At 74.8% G+C, this 16979-nt stretch carries 19 protein-coding genes; 13 read left to right on the top strand and 6 right to left on the bottom strand.

Annotated features, from left to right (window positions below; translation table 11 throughout):
- The first annotated feature begins 125 nt into the window (after positions 1 to 125).
- From FB454_RS07945 to FB454_RS07960, 4 genes are all read left to right on the top strand, one after another.
- Positions 126 to 1337: a globin domain-containing protein gene (locus FB454_RS07945; protein ID WP_047893805.1), complete on the top strand. Its 1212-nt coding sequence runs from the start codon at positions 126 to 128 to the stop codon at positions 1335 to 1337.
- Between the two features lie 213 nt (positions 1338 to 1550).
- Positions 1551 to 2408, top strand: coding sequence for an alpha/beta fold hydrolase (locus FB454_RS07950; protein WP_145822731.1), 858 nt, complete (start codon positions 1551 to 1553; stop codon positions 2406 to 2408).
- A gap of 85 nt (positions 2409 to 2493) precedes the next feature.
- Positions 2494 to 3123, top strand: coding sequence for a hypothetical protein (locus FB454_RS07955; protein ID WP_013285242.1), 630 nt, complete (start codon positions 2494 to 2496; stop codon positions 3121 to 3123).
- Between the two features lie 112 nt (positions 3124 to 3235).
- Positions 3236 to 3619, top strand: a complete 384-nt coding sequence (locus tag FB454_RS07960) for a hypothetical protein (protein WP_013285241.1) — start codon at positions 3236 to 3238, stop codon at positions 3617 to 3619.
- 4 nt (positions 3620 to 3623) lie between these two features.
- On the opposite strand, the gene FB454_RS07965 is transcribed toward FB454_RS07960, so the two are convergent.
- The gene (locus FB454_RS07965) at positions 3624 to 3833 is read right to left on the bottom strand and encodes a GTPase activator (RefSeq protein WP_071095922.1); all 210 of its coding nucleotides are present in this window, start codon (positions 3831 to 3833) and stop codon (positions 3624 to 3626) included.
- Positions 3834 to 3869: 36 nt separating this feature from the next.
- Positions 3870 to 4760 (bottom strand): DUF72 domain-containing protein, encoded by an 891-nt coding sequence (locus FB454_RS07970; protein ID WP_091329106.1) that lies wholly within the window; start codon positions 4758 to 4760, stop codon positions 3870 to 3872.
- 143 nt (positions 4761 to 4903) lie between these two features.
- Here FB454_RS07970 and FB454_RS07975 point away from each other — a divergent pair, with 143 nt between their 5' ends.
- Together FB454_RS07975 and FB454_RS07980 are read left to right on the top strand one after the other, a co-directional pair.
- Positions 4904 to 5590, top strand: a complete 687-nt coding sequence (locus FB454_RS07975; RefSeq protein WP_030274807.1) for a hypothetical protein — start codon at positions 4904 to 4906, stop codon at positions 5588 to 5590.
- Positions 5591 to 5614: 24 nt separating this feature from the next.
- Entirely contained in the window at positions 5615 to 6355 is a 741-nt protein-coding gene (locus tag FB454_RS07980; protein ID WP_145822732.1) for a Pr6Pr family membrane protein, read from the top strand.
- A gap of 24 nt (positions 6356 to 6379) precedes the next feature.
- On the opposite strand, the gene FB454_RS07985 is transcribed toward FB454_RS07980, so the two are convergent.
- Both FB454_RS07985 and FB454_RS07990 read right to left on the bottom strand, forming a co-directional pair.
- A complete protein-coding gene (locus tag FB454_RS07985; protein ID WP_145822733.1) occupies positions 6380 to 8458 on the bottom strand; it encodes a glycogen debranching N-terminal domain-containing protein in 2079 nt (692 codons plus the stop codon).
- On the bottom strand, positions 8455 to 8832 hold the full coding sequence (locus FB454_RS07990) for an SCP2 sterol-binding domain-containing protein (protein ID WP_013285235.1): 378 nt from the start codon (positions 8830 to 8832) through the stop codon (positions 8455 to 8457). Before FB454_RS07990 ends, FB454_RS07985 begins: the two co-directional genes overlap by 4 nt.
- Positions 8833 to 8965: 133 nt before the next feature.
- Between FB454_RS07990 and FB454_RS07995 the strand changes: the two genes are divergently transcribed.
- Positions 8966 to 9943: a glycoside hydrolase family 88 protein gene (locus FB454_RS07995; RefSeq protein WP_071095926.1), complete on the top strand. Its 978-nt coding sequence runs from the start codon at positions 8966 to 8968 to the stop codon at positions 9941 to 9943.
- Here the strand turns inward: FB454_RS07995 and FB454_RS08000 are convergent.
- A complete protein-coding gene (locus tag FB454_RS08000; RefSeq protein WP_071095928.1) occupies positions 9930 to 10436 on the bottom strand; it encodes a mycothiol transferase in 507 nt (168 codons plus the stop codon). The two genes, FB454_RS07995 and FB454_RS08000, sit on opposite strands and share 14 nt — an antisense overlap.
- Before the next feature lie 99 nt (positions 10437 to 10535).
- On the opposite strand from FB454_RS08000, the gene FB454_RS08005 reads away from it, so the two are divergent.
- On the top strand, positions 10536 to 11051 hold the full coding sequence (locus FB454_RS08005; protein WP_071095930.1) for a 2'-5' RNA ligase family protein: 516 nt from the start codon (positions 10536 to 10538) through the stop codon (positions 11049 to 11051).
- A 266-nt stretch (positions 11052 to 11317) separates the two neighbouring features.
- Here the strand turns inward: FB454_RS08005 and FB454_RS08010 are convergent, their stop codons facing one another.
- On the bottom strand, positions 11318 to 11830 hold the full coding sequence (locus FB454_RS08010; RefSeq protein ID WP_071095932.1) for a GNAT family N-acetyltransferase: 513 nt from the start codon (positions 11828 to 11830) through the stop codon (positions 11318 to 11320).
- 124 nt (positions 11831 to 11954) lie between these two features.
- On the opposite strand from FB454_RS08010, the gene FB454_RS08015 reads away from it, so the two are divergent.
- The 5 genes from FB454_RS08015 (at position 11955) to FB454_RS08035 (ending at position 16974) form a co-directional block, all read left to right on the top strand.
- Entirely contained in the window at positions 11955 to 13064 is a 1110-nt protein-coding gene (locus FB454_RS08015; protein ID WP_030274821.1) for a hypothetical protein, read from the top strand.
- Between the two features lie 23 nt (positions 13065 to 13087).
- Positions 13088 to 13915: an MEDS domain-containing protein gene (locus FB454_RS08020; RefSeq protein ID WP_013285229.1), complete on the top strand. Its 828-nt coding sequence runs from the start codon at positions 13088 to 13090 to the stop codon at positions 13913 to 13915.
- On the top strand, positions 13912 to 14874 hold the full coding sequence (locus FB454_RS08025; protein WP_030274823.1) for an anti-sigma factor RsbA family regulatory protein: 963 nt from the start codon (positions 13912 to 13914) through the stop codon (positions 14872 to 14874). Before FB454_RS08020 ends, FB454_RS08025 begins: the two co-directional genes overlap by 4 nt.
- A gap of 136 nt (positions 14875 to 15010) precedes the next feature.
- Positions 15011 to 16480: a coiled-coil domain-containing protein gene (locus FB454_RS08030; protein WP_013474702.1), complete on the top strand. Its 1470-nt coding sequence runs from the start codon at positions 15011 to 15013 to the stop codon at positions 16478 to 16480.
- Positions 16481 to 16599: 119 nt separating this feature from the next.
- Positions 16600 to 16974, top strand: coding sequence for an SH3 domain-containing protein (locus FB454_RS08035; protein WP_013285226.1), 375 nt, complete (start codon positions 16600 to 16602; stop codon positions 16972 to 16974).
- The last annotated feature ends 5 nt before the right edge of the window (positions 16975 to 16979 follow it).

The following is a 16979-nucleotide window of genomic DNA, read 5'->3' on the forward strand; positions in this document are numbered from 1 at the left end:
GGACACCAGCAGATTCACGGTGACCCTTGCCACCCCGGCACCGGGACCTTCGGCCCTGAAAGAGGAATCGTTGATTCCTGTTTCGTGGAGATCGACCTGTTCGAGCCCCGGAAGGAGATTCGGTCGTGCTCTCGGAATCCTCAGCTGCGGTCGTGACCGCCACCCTGCCCGTCGTGCAGGCGCACGGCGAGGCCATCACCGGCCGCTTCTACCAGCGGATGTTCGACGCCCACCCGGACCTGCTGGACCTGTTCAACCGGGGCAACCAGGCCACCGGAGCGCAGAAGGCCGCGCTCGCCTCGGCGGTGGTCGCGTACGCGGCGCACCTGACCGGCGACACCGGCATGCCGTGGGGACCGGTCCTGGATCGGATCGCGCACAAGCACGCCTCGCTCGGCATCACCGCCACCCAGTACCCGATCGTCGGCCGGCACCTGCTCGCCGCGGTCGGCGAGGTGCTCGGCGACGCGGTCACGCCGGAGGTGGCCGCCGCCTGGGACGAGGTCTACTGGCTGCTGGCCTGCGAGTTGATCGCCCGCGAGGCGCGGCTCTACGCCGGCGCCGGCGTGCCCGAGGGCGGTCCGGTGTGGCAGGACTGGCGGGTGACCGGCCGGGCCCGGGAGAGCGCCGACGTCGTCTCGCTCACCCTCGCGCCGGCCGGCGGCGGCGCCGCGCCCGGCTTCACCCCCGGCCGGTACGTCTCGGTCGCCGTCGACCTGGACGGCGGCCGGGGACAGCAGATCCGCCAGTACAGCCTCTCCGGCCGCCCGGGCGCCGACACGTGGCGGATCACGGTGAAGCGCGTACGCGGCGAGGGCGGCGCGCCCGACGGCATGGTCTCCGGCCACCTGCACGACCGGGTCGCGGTCGGCGACACGCTACGGCTGAGCCCCGCGTTCGGCGAGGTCGACGCCACCGGCGGCGACGGGCCGCTGCTGCTGATCAGCGCCGGCATCGGGCTCACCCCGGCGATGGCGGCGCTGGCCCACCTGGCCGACCGGAACCCCGGACGCCAGGTGACGCTGGCGCACGCCGACCGGGACGCCGAGGCACACGCGCTGCGCGCGGAACTCCCCGTGCTCCAGCAGCGGCTGCCGAACCTGGCCGTCCACCTCTGGTATCTCGACGCCGCCGGGGCCGACCTGCCCGGCCTGAAGGCTGAGGTGTCCGCCGGGCTGATCGACCCGGACCGGCTCCCGCTGCCCGCCGGGGCGGCCGCGCACCTGTGCGGTCCGATCGCGTTCATGAACCTGGTCCGGGGCAACCTGCTGCGCCGGGGTGTGCCGGCCGAGCGGATCGCCTACGAGGTGTTCGGTCCCGGGATGCTGCCGGGCTGACGCCCCGCCGCGAGACAGGACCTCCGCAGACCCGATTCTCCGGCACGAGGGCACCCGTCCAGCGCCCGTTGCCTCCACGGCGGAGGCGACGGGCCCGCGGAGAAGTCGGCGATCTCCTGGTCGGGGGCGGAACCCGAGGGCAGGGGCGCGGGGCGAACGGGTCCGGCCACCCCTTGCTACCCACCGGTAGGTTCGGGCCGTACCCTGATCCGGGTGAGCGGGGACTACACCCAGGAGTTCGTGGACGTCGACGGCGCGCGCATCGGCGTGCAGGTCTACCCGGAGCCGGCCGGTCCGCCCGGCGCGCCGGTGGTGCTGATCTGGCCGGCCATGGGCGTACGCGCCCGCTACTACCGGCCGTTCGCCGCCGCGCTGCGCGACGCCGGGCTCGCGGTGATCGTGGCCGACCTGCGCGGCACCGGCGAGAGCACCCCCGCGCCGTCGCGCGCCTGCCGCTACGGCTACCAGGAGATGACCACCGACGTCGGCGCCGTGCTCGACGCGCTCAAGCCCCGGCTGGACGGCCGCACCCGGCTGCTGCTCGGGCACTCCCTCGGCGGTCAGGTGGCGGTGCTGCACCAGGCGCTGCACGACGACGACCGGGTGGACGGGCTGGCCCTGGTGGCGGTGGGGCTGCCGTGGTGGCGGCGGTACCCGGGCCTGCGCGGGTGGGGCGTGCTGCCGTACACCCAGGCGATCGCGGCCACGGCCCGGCTGCTCGGCGTCTGGCCGGGCTGGGGCTTCGGCGGCCGGCAGGCCGCCGGCGTCATCCGGGACTGGGCGCACACGGCCCGCACCGGCCGCTTCCCCGCACTGGACGGGGTGGACACGGAGGCCGCCGTGCGGCGGATCCGCACACCTGTGCTGGCGGTGAGCGTCGACGACGACCAGTACACGCCGCACGAGACGCTCGACCACCTCTGCGAGAAGCTGACCGCGGCGCCGGTGACGCGGCACCGCTACACGGTCGCCGAGGCGGGCGCGCCGCTCGACCACTTCACCTGGGTACGCGCGTCGGCGCCCCTGGCCGACCGGATCGCCGCGTTCGCCGGCACGCTCCCCCGCCGCTGAGCCCCCCCTCCTCCCCGCCACGCCGGGCGTGAGTCGCCCGATCGTGGGTATGCCGCACCGCCCGAACACGGCGGAGGGGGATCTGATGTCAGAACGGCACACCACGCTGCGCTCGATGCACGACCTGGGCCTGGCGGCCTGGTTCGGCGGTTCCCTGATGGGGGCGCTCGGCGTCAACGGCGCGGCGGCACGGATCAACGACACGACCGAGCGGCTGCCGGTGGCCTCGGCCGGGTGGGCGCGGTGGACACCGGTCAACGCGGCGGCGATCGGCGCGCACCTGGCCGGCGCGGTCGGTGAACTGGTCACCGAGAGCCCGCGGATGGCCCGCCAGGCGGGCGTGGGGAAGATGAGCGCGGTGAAGACCGCGCTGACAGTCGGCGCGCTGGCGGTGACCGGCTACAGCCGGCTGGTCGGCATGCGGCTGGAGAAGGCCGGCGGCCCGCCGGTCGAGGGGACCACCGAACCCAACCACCACACCCCGGCGAACGTCGCCGCCAGCCAGCGGCAGATGAAGCTGCTCCAGTGGGCGGTCCCGGCGCTGACCGGCGCGCTCGTCGTGGTGTCGGCGTACATGGGCGAGCAGCAGAAACCGGGCCAGGTGTTCCGGGGCATGCTCGACCGTGCGGGCGGGCTGATGTCCGCGCCGAAGAACATCGGCAAGGTGGCCGCCGTGGGCGCGGCCGGACGTCATCTGGTCGGGGCGGCCCGTTGACCACCGCGCGGCCGGCGACCCACATCGGGGTGGGTCACCGGCCGCGCGGTGCCCCGGGACCAGACCGTCCGTCGACGGGCGGCACGGACATCAGCAGCCAGGCGAGGTGACCATGACCAGCAGGGACCGGCCGGGTACGGGTGACGGGCGCGGACCGGAGTCGGCCGCGCCGTGGGGCACCACCGACGGCTTCGACGCCGACCCGCCGTGGGGCGCCGGTGACAGCGACCCGATGGACGAGGGCAGCGAGGAGACCGCCGTACCCGAGGGGCGGCTCGGCGAGCGCCGGGCGGCCGGCGCCGGGCCGGGCGGACCGAAGGCGGGCCGGCACGGGTTCGGATCCGTCGAGCCGACCCGGACGCCCGAGGCCGGGCCGGGCGCGCCGCCGGATCCGGCGCCGTCGGGACGGACGTTCCCGGACGACAGGGCGGACGGCGACCTCGGCGACAACGCGCTGGAGGAGGCGACCGGGATGCGCCCGGAGACGCGTCCCTAGGCCGTCAGGAGCCGGTGCCGTCCTCGCCCGGACCGCCCGGCGCCGACGGCTCGTTGTCCGGCACCGGTGACTCGGCCACCGGGTGCCCGGTGTCGTCGACCAGGCCCGGCGCCATGCTGCCGCCGTGCGCCTCCTCTGCCTCCCGGGTCGCTCGCGGGTCTCGCTCGTCCTCGCCGCGCCGCTTCTCCACCGGTCCCCCTTCGCTGTCGTCCATGCACCCGGCGGTACCCGGACGACGGCTGAGGAAACGTCATGCGCGCGCGGCGGCGGGCGCGACGCCGAGCAGGCCGGCCAGGCGGGCGGCATCGCGCTGGGCCTGGTCACCACAGCAGTTGTTCATCAGCACGTGCAGCTCGGCGCACTGGTCGGCCAACTCGCGCAGCAGCACCGACCAGTGCCGCAACTCCCGCTCGCCGTAGGCGTAGCGGAACCGCTCCTGCTTGTCGCCGCTCTCCCAGGCGGTGCTGTGCCCGTGGAACCTGATCACGGCCAGGTCGGTGGTGGCGACCAGGATCGGCGGCACCGAGGAGACGTGCCCCTGCGGCATGTCCACACAGGCGTACCCGAGGTCGTGTTCACGCAGGAACGTGACGGTGTCGGCCATCGCGTCCCCGTCGAACCAGGACGAGTGCCGCAGCTCGACGGTGACCGGCCAGGGGCGGCAGCGCCGCGCGGCGTCCAGGATCCGCCGCCGGGCCGCCTCGCCGCGGGCCAGCCACGGCGGGAACTGCAACAGCACGGCACCGAGCCGGTCGGCCGCCGCGAGCGGCGCCAGCGCCGCGTGGAACCGGTCCCACAACTCGTCGTACGCCCCGGCGGGCAGGTCACGCCAGCGGATCCGGCTCGGGCCGCCGGCCGGACGCAGGTCGCGGGGCAGCGCGTCGACCGGCGTGTGGTGGCCGGTGAACAGCCGGAACGCCTTGACGTCGAAGGTGAACCCGTCCGGGGTGGCGGCCGCCCAGCCCGCCGTCGTCTCCGGCGCCGGCACGGCGTAGTACGACGTGTCCACCTCGACCAGTCCGAACCGCTCGGCGTACCAGCCGAGCCGGCCGGCGGGGGTGTTGACCCCGCGCGGATACCAGCCGGAGCGGACCAGCATCTGGTCGGCCCAGGAGGACGTGCCCACCTTGATGACACCCATGTAATTCAGTTCACCGCGAGTGCGGGACATCGGCAACCGGAGATGCCCCGGGGCCGTGACCGGCGCCGGGTGACCGACCTCACCGGCTCCTCGGCGCGCCGGAGTGTGACGCCCGGCCGGGTGGCGGCGCTGAGGGTGACGAGATGGACGCATCCGGCCTGGACCAGGAAACCGTCGAGCGGCTGCTCGTCGGCCGCTCCGGCGACACGCCGACCGCTCCGCCGGGACTGGCCGCCGTGCTGGACGCGGTCCGCGCCGCGCCCGGCACGGGCGAGCTCGACGGCGAGGCGGCAGCGGTAGCGGCGTTCCGGGCCGCCCGGTGGATGCGCCGTCGCCGCGGTGCCCGGTTCGGCGTACGGGTGGCAGTGGCCGCACTGGCCGCGTCCCTCACCGGCGGCGTCGCGCTCGCCGCGACCGGGAACCTGCCGCGCGCCGCACGTCCGGCAGCGCCGCCGGTCGTCACCGCGCCCCCTGCGCCGTCGGCCCGGCCGAGCCCGCCGGCCGGCTCACCGGCGCCCCGGACACCACACCCGTCCTCGCCGCCCGGCCTGTGCGTCGCGTACCGGGCCGTCGCCGAGCCGGAGCGGGGACGGGCCCTGGCCACACCCGCCTTCAGCGGCCTCGTCGCCGCCGCCGGGGGTCACGACCGCGTGCCGGACTACTGCGCCGGGCTGCTGGGCGACGATCCGCCGGGGAAGGCCGGCGGGCGAGGCGGCGGCAGGTCCGCGCACCCGGTCCACCCGTCCGGCGGGCCGCCGGGCGTGGACGACCTCCCGCCCGGGCACGTCGGCCGGCCGTCCGGCACCCCGCCCGGGCGGCGTCCCGGCTGACGACCGGCTGGTAACTTGCCCCCCGTGACCCCCCGGCGTCGCCTACCGGCGATCCTCCTCCGCCTCGCAGTGGTGCTCGCCGTGCTGGCCGGCATCGTCCTCACCGCGCTCGGCCCGGCCACGGTGACCGGACTGCTGCCGTACTTCACCATCCAGAGCAACGTGGCGGTCGGCGTCCTCGCCGGGTACGCCGCCTGGTGCGCGCTGCGCGACCGGCCGGAGCCACCGAGCGTCCTCAAGGGGGCTGTGACCCTCTACATCACCATCACCGGCACGGTCTACCACCTGGTGCTGGCCAACCCGGCCAGCCCGTTCGCGATGACCCAGCCGGACCGGCAACCGGGCGAGTGGTGGGGCAACCAGTTCCTGCACACTGTGGTGCCGCTGCTGGCGGTCGCCGACTGGGCGCTGTTCGACAGGCGCGGCCGGCTGCGCCCCCGGTACGCCGCCTGGTGGCTGGTGTTCCCGCTCGGATACCTCGGGTTCGCGCTGGTACGCGGCCTGATCGTGGACAGGTACCCGTACCCGTTCATCGACGCGGGCGAGCTGGGCTACGACGGGGTGGCGGTCAGCGCGGTCGGGTTCGCCGCGGTGTTCTGGCTGCTGGGCCTGCTGTTCGTGGGCGTGGACCGGCTGCTCGCCCGGGCCGGGCGTGCCGATGCTGCGGCGAAGGAGCCACCCGCGGCCGGGCCGGTGGAGCCGACGACGGCAGCCGAGCCGGGCGCCTCGACGGCAGCCCAGCGGGAGACCACCGGCTCGGCCTGAGCGGCGGCCGGTCAGGCGGCCCGGTCAGGCGGCCCGGTGGGCCGGCCGGCCCGCGCGCATCCGCCGGCCCGAGCCGCGTTCCCGGCCGTACGAGTCGGCTCTTCCCCACCGGCCCGGCACGTCGAGCAGCTCGATTCGCCCGAACCCGCTCGGGACGGCCGGGTTCACCAGCAGATTCTCCCCGCACGGACGCAACCCCAGCATCGTCGCCAGCAGCATCAGCAGCCCGCCGGAGGCCCACGACTGCGGTCGCCCGGCCTCCGGCAACTGGACCGGGTACTTGGTCAGCGCGCGGGGGTAGCCGGCGATCGTCTCCGGGACCGAGCCGCCGAGCGTCTCCGCCATCGCGAACACGCCCGCGGCGATGTCGGCCGCCTCCTCGTCGAAGCCGTACCGCCGCAGGCCCGCCGCGACGATCGCGTTGTCCCAGGGCCAGACCGCGCCGAGGTGCGGGCCGACCGGGTTGTAGGGCATCTGCCCCTGCGCGTAGGTGCGCACGCCCCAGCCGGAGAACAGGTCCGGCCCGCGCAGGTGCCCGGCCAGCGCGTCGGCCCGGTCCGGCTCCACGATGCCGCTCCACAGCAGGTGCCCCAGCTGCGAGGTGAGCGCGTCGACGGGCTCGCCGTCCGGCGTGAGCGCCAGCGCGTAGTAGCCCCGCTGCGGCAGCCAGAAGTCATTGTTGAACCGCTCCCGCAGACGCGCCGCGTCGGCCTCCAGGCGCTCGGCGTAGCCCGGGTCGTCCCAGAACTCCCGGGCCAGGCGGGCGCCCCTGATCCGCGCGTCGTACGCGTACCCCTGGAGCTCGCACGTGGCGCGCGGGTACGGCGGCTCCACCCCGTCCCGGTCGACGATCGCCGCAGGTGTGTTCCGCCAGGTCTGGTTGGCCACCCCGTTCACCGTGTTGCGTGGCCGGTAGCGCAGGTAGCCGTCGCCGCACTGGTCGCCGTACCGGGTCAGCCAGTCCAGCGCCATCCGGGCCGGGTGCCGCAACTCGTGGACCAGGTCGGTGTCACCGGTCCAGCGCTCGTACTCGTCGAGCAGGATCACGAACAGCGGCGTGGTGTCGGCCGCCCCGTAGTAGATCGCGGTGGGCTGCTCCTCGAACGCGGCCGCCTCGCCGTATCGCAACTCAGCGACGATCTTGCCGGGCTCCTCCTCGTGGTAGTCGTCGAGCCGGCCGCCCTGCACCATCGCCAGCATGTGCAGCGTGCCCGGGGTCAGCTCGGGCGTGAACGGCAGCGTCTGGAGGCAGGTGATCAGCGCGTCCCGCCCGTACAGCGCCATCGCCCAGGGCATCCCGCCGACCGGCACCCGGTCGGTGTAGGCCAGCGGCATGTACCGCAGGGCGGCCAGGTCGGTCAGGGCCTGCCGGTACACGGCGGTCAGCGCGGACCGGTCGGAGACCAGTTGCGGCGCCCGGTCGAACCACCGTTCGAGGCCGTCCCGCATGTCCTGGCGGACGTGCTGCCTGTGGGACTCGATGTCGGCCCGCAGGTCCCGTCCGCCCGCGCCTCGGATGATCATGGCGACGTGCAGGTCGACGTGCCACTCGCCCTGCGGCTCGACGCGGATCCGGAAGGTCATCCCGCGCGCGTCCACCTCGCCCGGGACGGTGCTGGAGACGCACGTCTCCCGGGTGAACCGCCCGCGCTCGTACCGGATCCGCAGCCGCTGCTGCTCCGGTTCGGGGATGACCGTCGGGTGACGCGGGCCGGGACGCAGGATCTCGGAGGTGTCGGCGAAGTCGCCGGCCATCTCCATCCGCACCGTGTACTCGGCGGGTTCGGCCGAGTGGTTCAGCACCGTGAGGCTCTCGTGGTACGCCTCGTCGATCGAGCGGTGCCGGATCACCGAGACGTCGGCGTCCACGTAGTGGCTGGCCGCGCCCGGCACCAGCACGAAACGGGTCTCGAAGTAGGTCAGGTCGTCGCGGGACAGCGCGTGCAGCCGCTCGCCGTCGATCGTGAGCACCCAGTGGGACAGGAACCGGGTGTCGAACGAGAACAGGCCGATCGGGGCGCACGGGTCGCGTTCCATGTCGCCCTGCGCGTCGCTCAACGCGAACGCGTTGCCCGCGAGGACGTGGACCAGTTCCTCCCTCATCGGGCCGCCGCCCGCTCACCGGCCACGTCGCGGGGATCCCGGGCGTCCGGCGGGCCGGGGAAGATCCGGCGCAGCGTCATCAGCAGCTTCAGCTCGCCGCGCGCGGCGAGGTCGTTGCGCAGCAGCGCGGCGGCCGGGTGCAGGCGCCCCGCCGCGATCCGGTCGAACACCTCCCGGTTCGCGCCGACCACCAGGTCCGCCTCCTCGGCCAGGCGGTCCACCCGGACGTCCTGCCGGTCGATGGTCAGGTACCAGTGCTCGGTGCAGCCCTCGACGCGCAGATCCAGGCGGATGGTGCCGGAGGTGGTCTCGGGCAGCTCCGGGTGCCGGCCGGCGGTCCCCCGGGTCAGATGTTCCACGGCCGAGACGCTCATCGGGCCTCCTCGTCGGTGGTCGCGGGCGCCCGCCTGCCGGCGCCGCTCGTCCCGCAGCGTCCCCGCGTCGCGGGTGAGGCGAACTCACCCGGTCCGGGTGAGGCGCGGCGGAGCGGCGGGTATCCCTGGGCCCATGCCGACAACCGGGGACGCCACCGCCGACCGGGTGCTGCTCGCGCTGCTGACCATGCAGCGTGAGTCCTGGGAGCAGGGGATCCTCGGTCAGGCGCTGCTCGATCTGGGCCTGGACGAGGCCGCGGTGCTGGTCGCCGACGCCGCGGTGACCCGGCAGCGGCCGGACGGGCGGCTCGGGGAGCCGGCCGGCTCAGTGGGCGCGGTGAACGGCGCCGCGTGCGGTGAGGTGGTCCGGCACGCCGCGCGCCGCACCGGCGACCGGCGGTACGGCGTGGCGCTGGACGCCCAGCTCGACTGGCTGACCCGCCGGGCACCGAGGGCCGCCGACGGCACGCTGTTCCACCTGCTCGACGGCCGCCAGGTGTGGGCGGACACGATCTACATGGTGGTGCCGCTGCTGGCGCTCACCGGCCGGACCGAGGCGGCCGCCGCCCAGGTCGCGGGGCACCGGCGACGGCTGTACGACGCGCGCACCGGCCTGTACGCCGCCCGCTGGGACGAGGACCGGGGCGAACCGGACCGGCCCGGCCCCTGGGGCACCGGCAACGGCTGGGTGGTCGCCGGAATCGCCCGCGCGCTGCGGCTCGCGCCGGACTGGCCGGGTGACCTCCGCGCCGGGCTGGCCGGGCACGTCGAGGAGGTGCTGACCGCCTGCCTCGCGTACCGGGGCGCAGACGGCCTCTTCCCCGACGTGCTGGACGAGCCGGACGCGTTCCGCGAGGCCAACACCGCCCAGCTGCTCGGGTACGCGGCCCTCACCGGAGTGGCCGACGGGTGGCTGGCCCGGTCGTGGTTCGAGGCGGGCGCGGACCTGCTCGCGGCCGCCGCCCGGCGGATCGACGCGTACGGCCGGGTGACGGGCGTCAGCGGGGCGCCGGACTTCGAGCGCCCCGGCACCTCACCCGAGGCGCAGGCGTGTCACCTGCTCGGGCACGCCGCGCTGCGCCGGGCCGGTGCGGCGCTCAGCGCAGGATGAGCCCTCGCACGTACGCGGCCTGACCGGCGTGCTGGAAGTCGTCGTCGAGCACGCTCACCAGCCGCACCCCGAGCGTCACAGGCGGATCCCAGTTCTCGTCCACCACCCGGTCCAGGTCGGCCGCGCTCAGCCCGCGCAGGTACGCCAGGCTCCGGTCCACCACCGCCCGGTGGTAGTCCAGCAGCACGCCGCCGTTCTCGGGGCGTACCGCGGCGATCTGCTCCGGGCCGTGCCCGAAGCCGGTGTCGGCGGGGTCCGGCGGCAGGCCGCACCGCCCCGCCCAGCCGCCGGTGGCCCAGAGCTGCGGCTCCCCCATCACGTCGGCGACATGGTCGTCCTGGATCCGCGTCAGGTGCCAGACCAGCCAGCCGACCGGGTTCGCCCCGTCGGCCGGTGCCTGCCGCAGCTGGGCCGCGTCGAGCCCGTCGAGCGCCCCGGCGACCAGATCCGGCAACCGCCCGTACGCCTCGGTCAGCACGTCCGTCACGTCCACGCGCGCCTCACTCCCCTGTCCTGTCGTGCGTACCCTCGGGCAGTACCGCCCAGCGTGCCCGGCAAACCTCGGCGCGGGCCCCGCCTCTAGGGTGATCGCGTGGTCGCGGCGCTGGAGCTGTATCTGGACACCGACGCCACCCGGCGGATCCGGGTGCTGTGGGACCTGCTGGAGTCCGACGGGGTGCCGAGCATGCGTTCCCTGCTGGCGCAGCGGCACCGCCCGCACCTCTCGCTGGCTGTCGCGCCCCGCCTGGACCCGCAGCGCGTCGCCGAGGCGCTCGCCGGAACCGTGGTGGCCGCGCCGCTGCGGCTGGAGTTCCAGCACGCCGGCCAGTTCCTCGGGCGGGTGCTCTGGCTCGGGCCGGCGCCGACGCCCGAGCTGCTGGCGCACCACGCCGCGGTGCACGAACGGCTGGCGCGGGCCGGCGTCGAGGTGGTCGAGCACTACCGGCCGGGCCGCTGGGTGCCGCACTGCACGCTGTCCATGCGGGTGCCGAACCCGCTGATGGGCGCGGCGGTACGCCGCTGCCTGGAGGTGCTGCCGCTGACCGCGACGGTGGTCGGCGCGGCGGTGGCCGACCACGCCCGCGACATCTCCCACCCCCTGCCCTAGGTCCTCCCCCACCAAGATCCACCCCACCTCGGGGAGGTGGCCGCATCAGACCCCCTCCGATAGCCCCACCTCGCCGAACCGGTGTCGATCCATCCACAGCCGTGATCCACACCACCTCCCCGAAGTGGTGCCATCCCGCTCCATGATCAACACCAGGTCGGGGAAGTGGTGGCATCAGACCATCGCCGATGCAGCCACCTCCCCGACCTGGTGTCGATCATGAGCGGCGGTGAGCCGGTCACGCCAAGGGAAGGCGGGAAGGGGGGTCACTGCCGAGGGGCGAGGTCGAGGAGGAAGGTCGGGTAGTCCGGCTGCGGGCACCTGTCGCCCCGGTGGCCGAGCCGCTCGTAGAACGGCGCCGCCCGCTCGTGGTGGGCCTGCCACTCCAGGTGCCGCGCCCGCCCGGCGGCCCACCGGCGGACCGCGTCGAACAACGACCTGCCCACCCCGTCGCGGCGGCGGTCCGCCCGGACGTACAGGTCGTGCAGGCGGACGGTGCGGTGCGCGTCACCGGAACGCAGGTGCGGCCCGTGGTCCTGGGCGGCGGCGTACCCGGCCAGCCCGCCCGCGTCGGTGGCACCGAGCAGCGCCCAGCAGGGGTCGGCCAGCAGCGCGGCGAACCGCAGCCGGTGGGCCTCCGGCGCGTTGTCGCCCACGCCCATGTCCCGCAGCATCGGCCACAGATGCGGCCAGTCCGGCACGCGCAGGTCCCGCACGATGATCGGCATCGGTCCAGGATGCGGGCGGGACAGCGCGGCGGCGACCGGGTTTCGCGCCATCTGCGGCCACCCTGACGATCGGGGCCGAACCGACGCAAGCTGGTAAAAGCGCAGGTCAGAGCCATTCTGGCCACCCGAAGACGTGCGGCCGGAGCGGCAGCGAAGCACGTCGAAGGAGAGCCTCATGGCCGCACCCGTCGTCCGTTCCGTCACCGCCGACCAGACCGTCCTGCTGCCCGGGCAGTCGACCACCGTCCGGGTCGACGCCTATCACCCCGACTCGCGCCTGCTGACGCTCGCCGGCCGGGTCAGCGACCCCACCGGCGTCACCTGGGACAGCCCGGTCCGGGTGGACCTGAGCGTCCCGCTGACCATCCAGCTCGCCGGCGCCTCGCCGGGGGTGACCGTCACACCGAGCGGCGCCGAACCGGGCCGCTTCACAGTCACCGTGCTGGCCGGCCGGGGCACGGTGACGCTGACCGCGACGGCGCGTGACGGCGCCGGCCGCACCGGCACGGGCACCACCACGCTGACCGTGCCGCTGCTGGTCGGGATGAGCGCCGAGAAGGGCGCCCGGACCCAGCGCGCGGTGGCCGACTATCCGGGCATCCGCTACATGCGCGACTTCGGCACGGACGGCCCGGACGCGGACGCACTGCCGGAACTGCCCCCGCTGAACGCCGGCAAGTTCGCCGACGCGCCCTCGGCCGTCATGCACGTCAGCTGGAAGGACGACGTCGAACAGCTGGCCGGCTGGCTCGACGGCGTGAACCGCCCGATCTACCTGACCTGGTACCACGAGCCGATGGGCGACGTGGCCCCGGCCACGTACCGGGCGACGGCGAGCCGGGTGACGCAGATCCTGGCGGCGCACCGCAACCGGCGGTGGGTGCTCGGGCACGGCCCGATCGTGACCCGCTACTGGCTGGACGAGGGGCGCGGTAACCCGGCCGACTGGGGTTACCCGGGCATGACCCACTACGGCGTGGACTGCTACTCCCGGGACACCGCCGCGTACTGGCCCGCCTCCCGGATGTTCGGCGTGGCCTTCGGCAAGGTGCGCGCCGCGTACCCGGGCATCCGGCTGCTGGTGCCCGAGTACGGGCTGAGCCGTACCGCCGCGGACACCACCGGCGCGGGCCGGGCACGGACGATCCGCGAGCACGTCACGTGGCTGCGGCAGCAGAACGACGTCGACGCGATCGCGTACTGGAACAACTGGGCCGAGTTCGAGCTGGGCGACCCGCCGCCCGAGGCCACGGCCTGGCGCGATCTCCAGGTGGGCGGGGCATAGACTGGGTCCATGAGGCGGAGTCGGTGACCAGCGGGGGCGTGACGTACCCGGGCTACACCCATGGCTGCCTCGCCTACGACGACCCGGCCACGCTGCGCGCGCTGGCGGTCGAGCAGGTAAGCGCCGGTCTCGCCGCCGGTGAGCAGGTATGGGTGGTCTGTCCGGAGGATCGCGCCACAGTCACCGGCTGGCTGGCCTCGGTCCCCGGGGTCGACGCCGCACGCCGGCGGGACGCGCTACGGCTGGTTCCCGTCGGCGAGGCGTACCGGCACGACGAGATCGTCGACCCCGACCGGCAGGTCCGGGCGTACGTGCGGGCCACCACCGAGGCGCTGACCGCCGGGCACACCGGCCTGCGGGTGCTGGCCGAGGCGACGAGCCTGGTCCGCACCCCCGCCCAGCGGGACGCGTTCGCCCGCTACGAGCACCGGATCGACCACTGGATGCGGCACCGGCCGATGTCGGCGGTCTGCGCCTACGACCGCCGGCGGCTGGACGACGCGGCGATCGCCGAGCTGGCCTGCCTGCACTCGGTGACGAACGCGGACGTGCTGTTCCGGCTGCACGCCGGCGACGGCGACTCGGTGGTGGCGCTGGCCGGCGAGCTGGACCCGTCCAACCACCGGGACTTCGCCGCCGCGCTGGAGCGGGCCGACCCTCGGCCGGTGGCGGGCCGGGTCGTGTTCGACGCCGCCGAGCTGCGTTTCGTCGACCACCGCAGCCTGCTGCACCTGCGCGACCACGCCCGCCGGCACGACGCCGTCGCGGTGCTGCGCACCCCGAGCCGCGCCCCGGCCCGGCTCGTCGACCTGCTCGGCCTGTCGGAGGTACGGGTGGAGGTCGTCCGATGAGGAGCGGCGCGGCCTTCGGCCATGTGGGCTACTTCCACGAGGCGTTCGTCTACGACTCCGACGAGGAGCTGCTGGCGGTGGCGCTGCCGTTCCTGCTGGACGGGATCGCGGCCGGCGAGCCGACGGCGGTGAACCTGGACGAGCGCAACGCCGAGCTGGTGCGCCGGGCGCTGCCCACCGGCGCCGAGGTCACGTTCCTGCCGGTCGGTGACGTCTACGCCCGGCCCAGCGTCGCGCTGCGTTCCTACCGGGAGCTGCTCGCGTCGTACGTGGCGGCGGGGGCGGCGCAGATCCGGATGGTCGGCGAGCTGCCGCCGGTGCTGCTCGGCGCGACCTGGGACTGGTGGGCGCGCTACGAGTCGGCGATCAACCACGCCTACGACGACTTCCCGCTCTGGGGCATCTGCGCCTACGACCGGCGGGGCACGCCCGCGCACGTGCTCGCCGACGTGGCGCGTACCCACCCGCTGGTGGCACGGACGGACGGCGGGCACGAGACGGCCGGTCTCTACACCGACCCGACGAGTTACCTGACCGAGTTCCGTCCGGCACCGGCGGACCCGGTGCAGCGGACCGCGCCGCTGGTCGAGCTGGTCGACCCGACGCCGGCCCGCGCCCGCGCGGAGGTGCGCGCCGCCGACCGTGGCCTGCTGCCGCCCGACGGCCTGGACGGCCTGGTGATCGCGGTCAGCGAGGTGGTGAGCAATGCGCTGCGCCACGGTGAGCCGCCGGTGTGCCTGCGGTTGTGGCGCGCGCCGGACCGGATCGTGGTGACCGTCCACGATCGGGGGACCGGCCCGAAGGACCCGTTCGCCGGGCTGCTGCCGGCGGGCGACGGTTCCGACGGTGGTCTGGGCCTGTGGATCAGCCACCAGAGTTGCGACCACGTGACGTACCACAGGGACGCGACCGGCTTCACCATCCGCCTGACGGCGGGGAACCCGCACTTCCCGGTCTGACCGTGCCGCCGGTCGGCGGGCAGGAGGGCGGGGCGGGGCGAGCCTCGCGCGCGGACGCGGTACCGTAGCGCCTCATCGTGCCCTGCGGGGCGGTCATCCGCCGGCCTGGCGCTGGCGAACCGACGGAGGATGGCGAATGTCCAACGGTGCCGAGCCGTTCGCACCCCACGACGACCTGTCCGGGCGGCCCCGGTTCGATCCCGCGTTGCGCGGCTACGACAAACGTCAGGTGGACCGGTACGTCGAGCAGATCGACGCCGAGGTGAGCGCGCTGACCGCCGCGCGGGACCGGGCGTACGCGCAGGTGCGCGACCTGACCGCGCAGGTGCAGCGGGTGCAGGCCGAGGCGGTGGAGCTGCGCGACCGTCCGACGGCTGTGGACCGGGCGTCCTTCCGCGACCTCGGCCCGATGGTCGACCAGATCCTGGACCTGGCCGAGAAGCAGGCCGGCCAGATCACCGACGTGGCCACCCGGCGCGCGGAGGAGGTCCAGGGGCAGGCGGAGAAGCTGCTCGCCGCCGCGCAGGAGCAGGCCGCCCGGGAGCGGCGGGAGCTGGACGAGGAGCTGTCCGCCCGCCGGGCCGAGCAGGAGCGGGTGGACGAGGAGCGGCGGGCCGCCGCGCAGGCGGAGCTGACCGCGGTGCGGGAGCTGGCGGAGAAGCTGCGCGTCGAGGGTCAGGCCGCGCACGACCGGGCCCAGCAGGAGGCGAAGCGGATCACCGAGCAGAGCGTGCAGCAGGTCGAGCAGGCGCGCTCGGCGTCCGAGGCGCTGGTGAAGGCCGCGCGGACGCAGATCCAGCAGGAGGTCCAGGCCAACCGCAGCAAGGCCCAGCAGGAGCTGGCCCAGTGGCAGGCCACGATGGCCAAGGAACTGGACGAGCGGCGGGCCGCCGCCGAGCAGGAGCTGGCCGACCGGGCCGCCGCCGCGGAGAAGGACATCGCCTCGCTGGTCGCCGAGGCGCAGCAGTACGCCACCGAGGTCCGGGAGCGGGCCGACGAGGAGACGGCGGCGCACCAGGAGCAGCTCGCCGGCGTGCAGCGGGAGATCCAGCAGCGGCAGGAGACGCTGACCGGGCTCAAGGCGGAGCTGGAGAGCGTCTCCCGGCAGCTGGAGGACACCCGCCGGGAGATCGCCACCATCGAGCGGACCGGCGCGGAGGTGGAGGAGCGGCTGGTCGGCGTACGCCGGGAGCTGGCCGCGGAGACCAAGCGGCTGGACGAGGCGCGGCGCGCCGCGGACCTGGCCGAGCAGCACGCCAAGGAGACCCGGGCCCGGGTGCAGCGGGAGGCCAAGCGGGTCGCCGACCTGGCCGCGGCGGCGGTCATGGCGGCCGCCGCGGGCGGCGGGGAGACAGCCGAGTACCCGCAGGTGGCGGCGCGCCCGCCGATCACCGTGCCGGCCGAGGTGACGCCCCGGGCCGTGGACGGGCGGACCGAGCCGGACGCGATCGAGCCGGACCGGTCGGAGCCGCCGGTCGTGGAGCCGTTCGTCGAGCGGCTGGACGGGCCGAGCTTCGACGCGTTCGCGGTCCGCACGCCGGCTCCGCGCGGTGTGCCCGAGGCGGAGACCACGGGTACGGACAACGGCGTACCGGCCACCGCGTGAGCGTTCGGCGCCGCCGGGCCGGGCCGGCGGCGCCGCATCTTGCCCATCGACCTTGCTATATGCAAATATTTGGATTGATCTGCTGGTGCATCTCGATCTTTATTCGGGGGTTGACGGGTATGCGGAAGATTTCCTCGATCGGTGCCGCCGTCGTCCTGACCGTCGCCTCGGCGGGCGCCGTGGTGGCCGGTACGGCCGGACCGGCCAGCGCCGGGTGCAGCCACTCGCACTCCAACGTGGACGGCAAGTTCGGCCAGCTGTTCAACGCCACGAACGTCAACATCCGCACCGGCCCGCACACCACCTGCGCCTCCCTGGGCTACGGGCAGCTCAGTCACACGGTCGACTTCCACTGCTTCGCCAGCGGTGACCGGGTCACCGCGAACGGCAAGACCACCTACACGTGGACGTACCTGCGGGACGTCACCACAGGTGTCTCCGGCTGGGTCGCCGACGCGCTGCTGGACAACCTCGGCGGCAACGTCGCCTGCTGAGCGGG

It is taken from the genome of Micromonospora sp. CNZ297, assembly GCF_007827625.1.

What these genes read in the sequence shown, in the direction of transcription:
- FB454_RS07955 (WP_013285242.1), top strand. Translation starts at nt 2,494, where the DNA reads ATGTCAGAACGGCACACCACGCTGCGCTCGATGCACGACCTGGGCCTG.
- FB454_RS07960 (WP_013285241.1), top strand. Translation starts at nt 3,236, where the DNA reads ATGACCAGCAGGGACCGGCCGGGTACGGGTGACGGGCGCGGACCGGAG.
- FB454_RS07965 (WP_071095922.1), bottom strand. Translation starts at nt 3,833, where the DNA reads ATGGACGACAGCGAAGGGGGACCGGTGGAGAAGCGGCGCGGCGAGGAC.
- FB454_RS07970 (WP_091329106.1), bottom strand. Translation starts at nt 4,760, where the DNA reads ATGGGTGTCATCAAGGTGGGCACGTCCTCCTGGGCCGACCAGATGCTG.
- FB454_RS07975 (WP_030274807.1), top strand. Translation starts at nt 4,904, where the DNA reads ATGGACGCATCCGGCCTGGACCAGGAAACCGTCGAGCGGCTGCTCGTC.
- FB454_RS07985 (WP_145822733.1), bottom strand. Translation starts at nt 8,458, where the DNA reads ATGAGGGAGGAACTGGTCCACGTCCTCGCGGGCAACGCGTTCGCGTTG.
- FB454_RS07990 (WP_013285235.1), bottom strand. Translation starts at nt 8,832, where the DNA reads ATGAGCGTCTCGGCCGTGGAACATCTGACCCGGGGGACCGCCGGCCGG.
- FB454_RS07995 (WP_071095926.1), top strand. Translation starts at nt 8,966, where the DNA reads ATGCCGACAACCGGGGACGCCACCGCCGACCGGGTGCTGCTCGCGCTG.
- FB454_RS08010 (WP_071095932.1), bottom strand. Translation starts at nt 11,830, where the DNA reads ATGGCGCGAAACCCGGTCGCCGCCGCGCTGTCCCGCCCGCATCCTGGA.
- FB454_RS08015 (WP_030274821.1), top strand. Translation starts at nt 11,955, where the DNA reads ATGGCCGCACCCGTCGTCCGTTCCGTCACCGCCGACCAGACCGTCCTG.
- FB454_RS08025 (WP_030274823.1), top strand. Translation starts at nt 13,912, where the DNA reads ATGAGGAGCGGCGCGGCCTTCGGCCATGTGGGCTACTTCCACGAGGCG.
- FB454_RS08030 (WP_013474702.1), top strand. Translation starts at nt 15,011, where the DNA reads ATGTCCAACGGTGCCGAGCCGTTCGCACCCCACGACGACCTGTCCGGG.
- FB454_RS08035 (WP_013285226.1), top strand. Translation starts at nt 16,600, where the DNA reads ATGCGGAAGATTTCCTCGATCGGTGCCGCCGTCGTCCTGACCGTCGCC.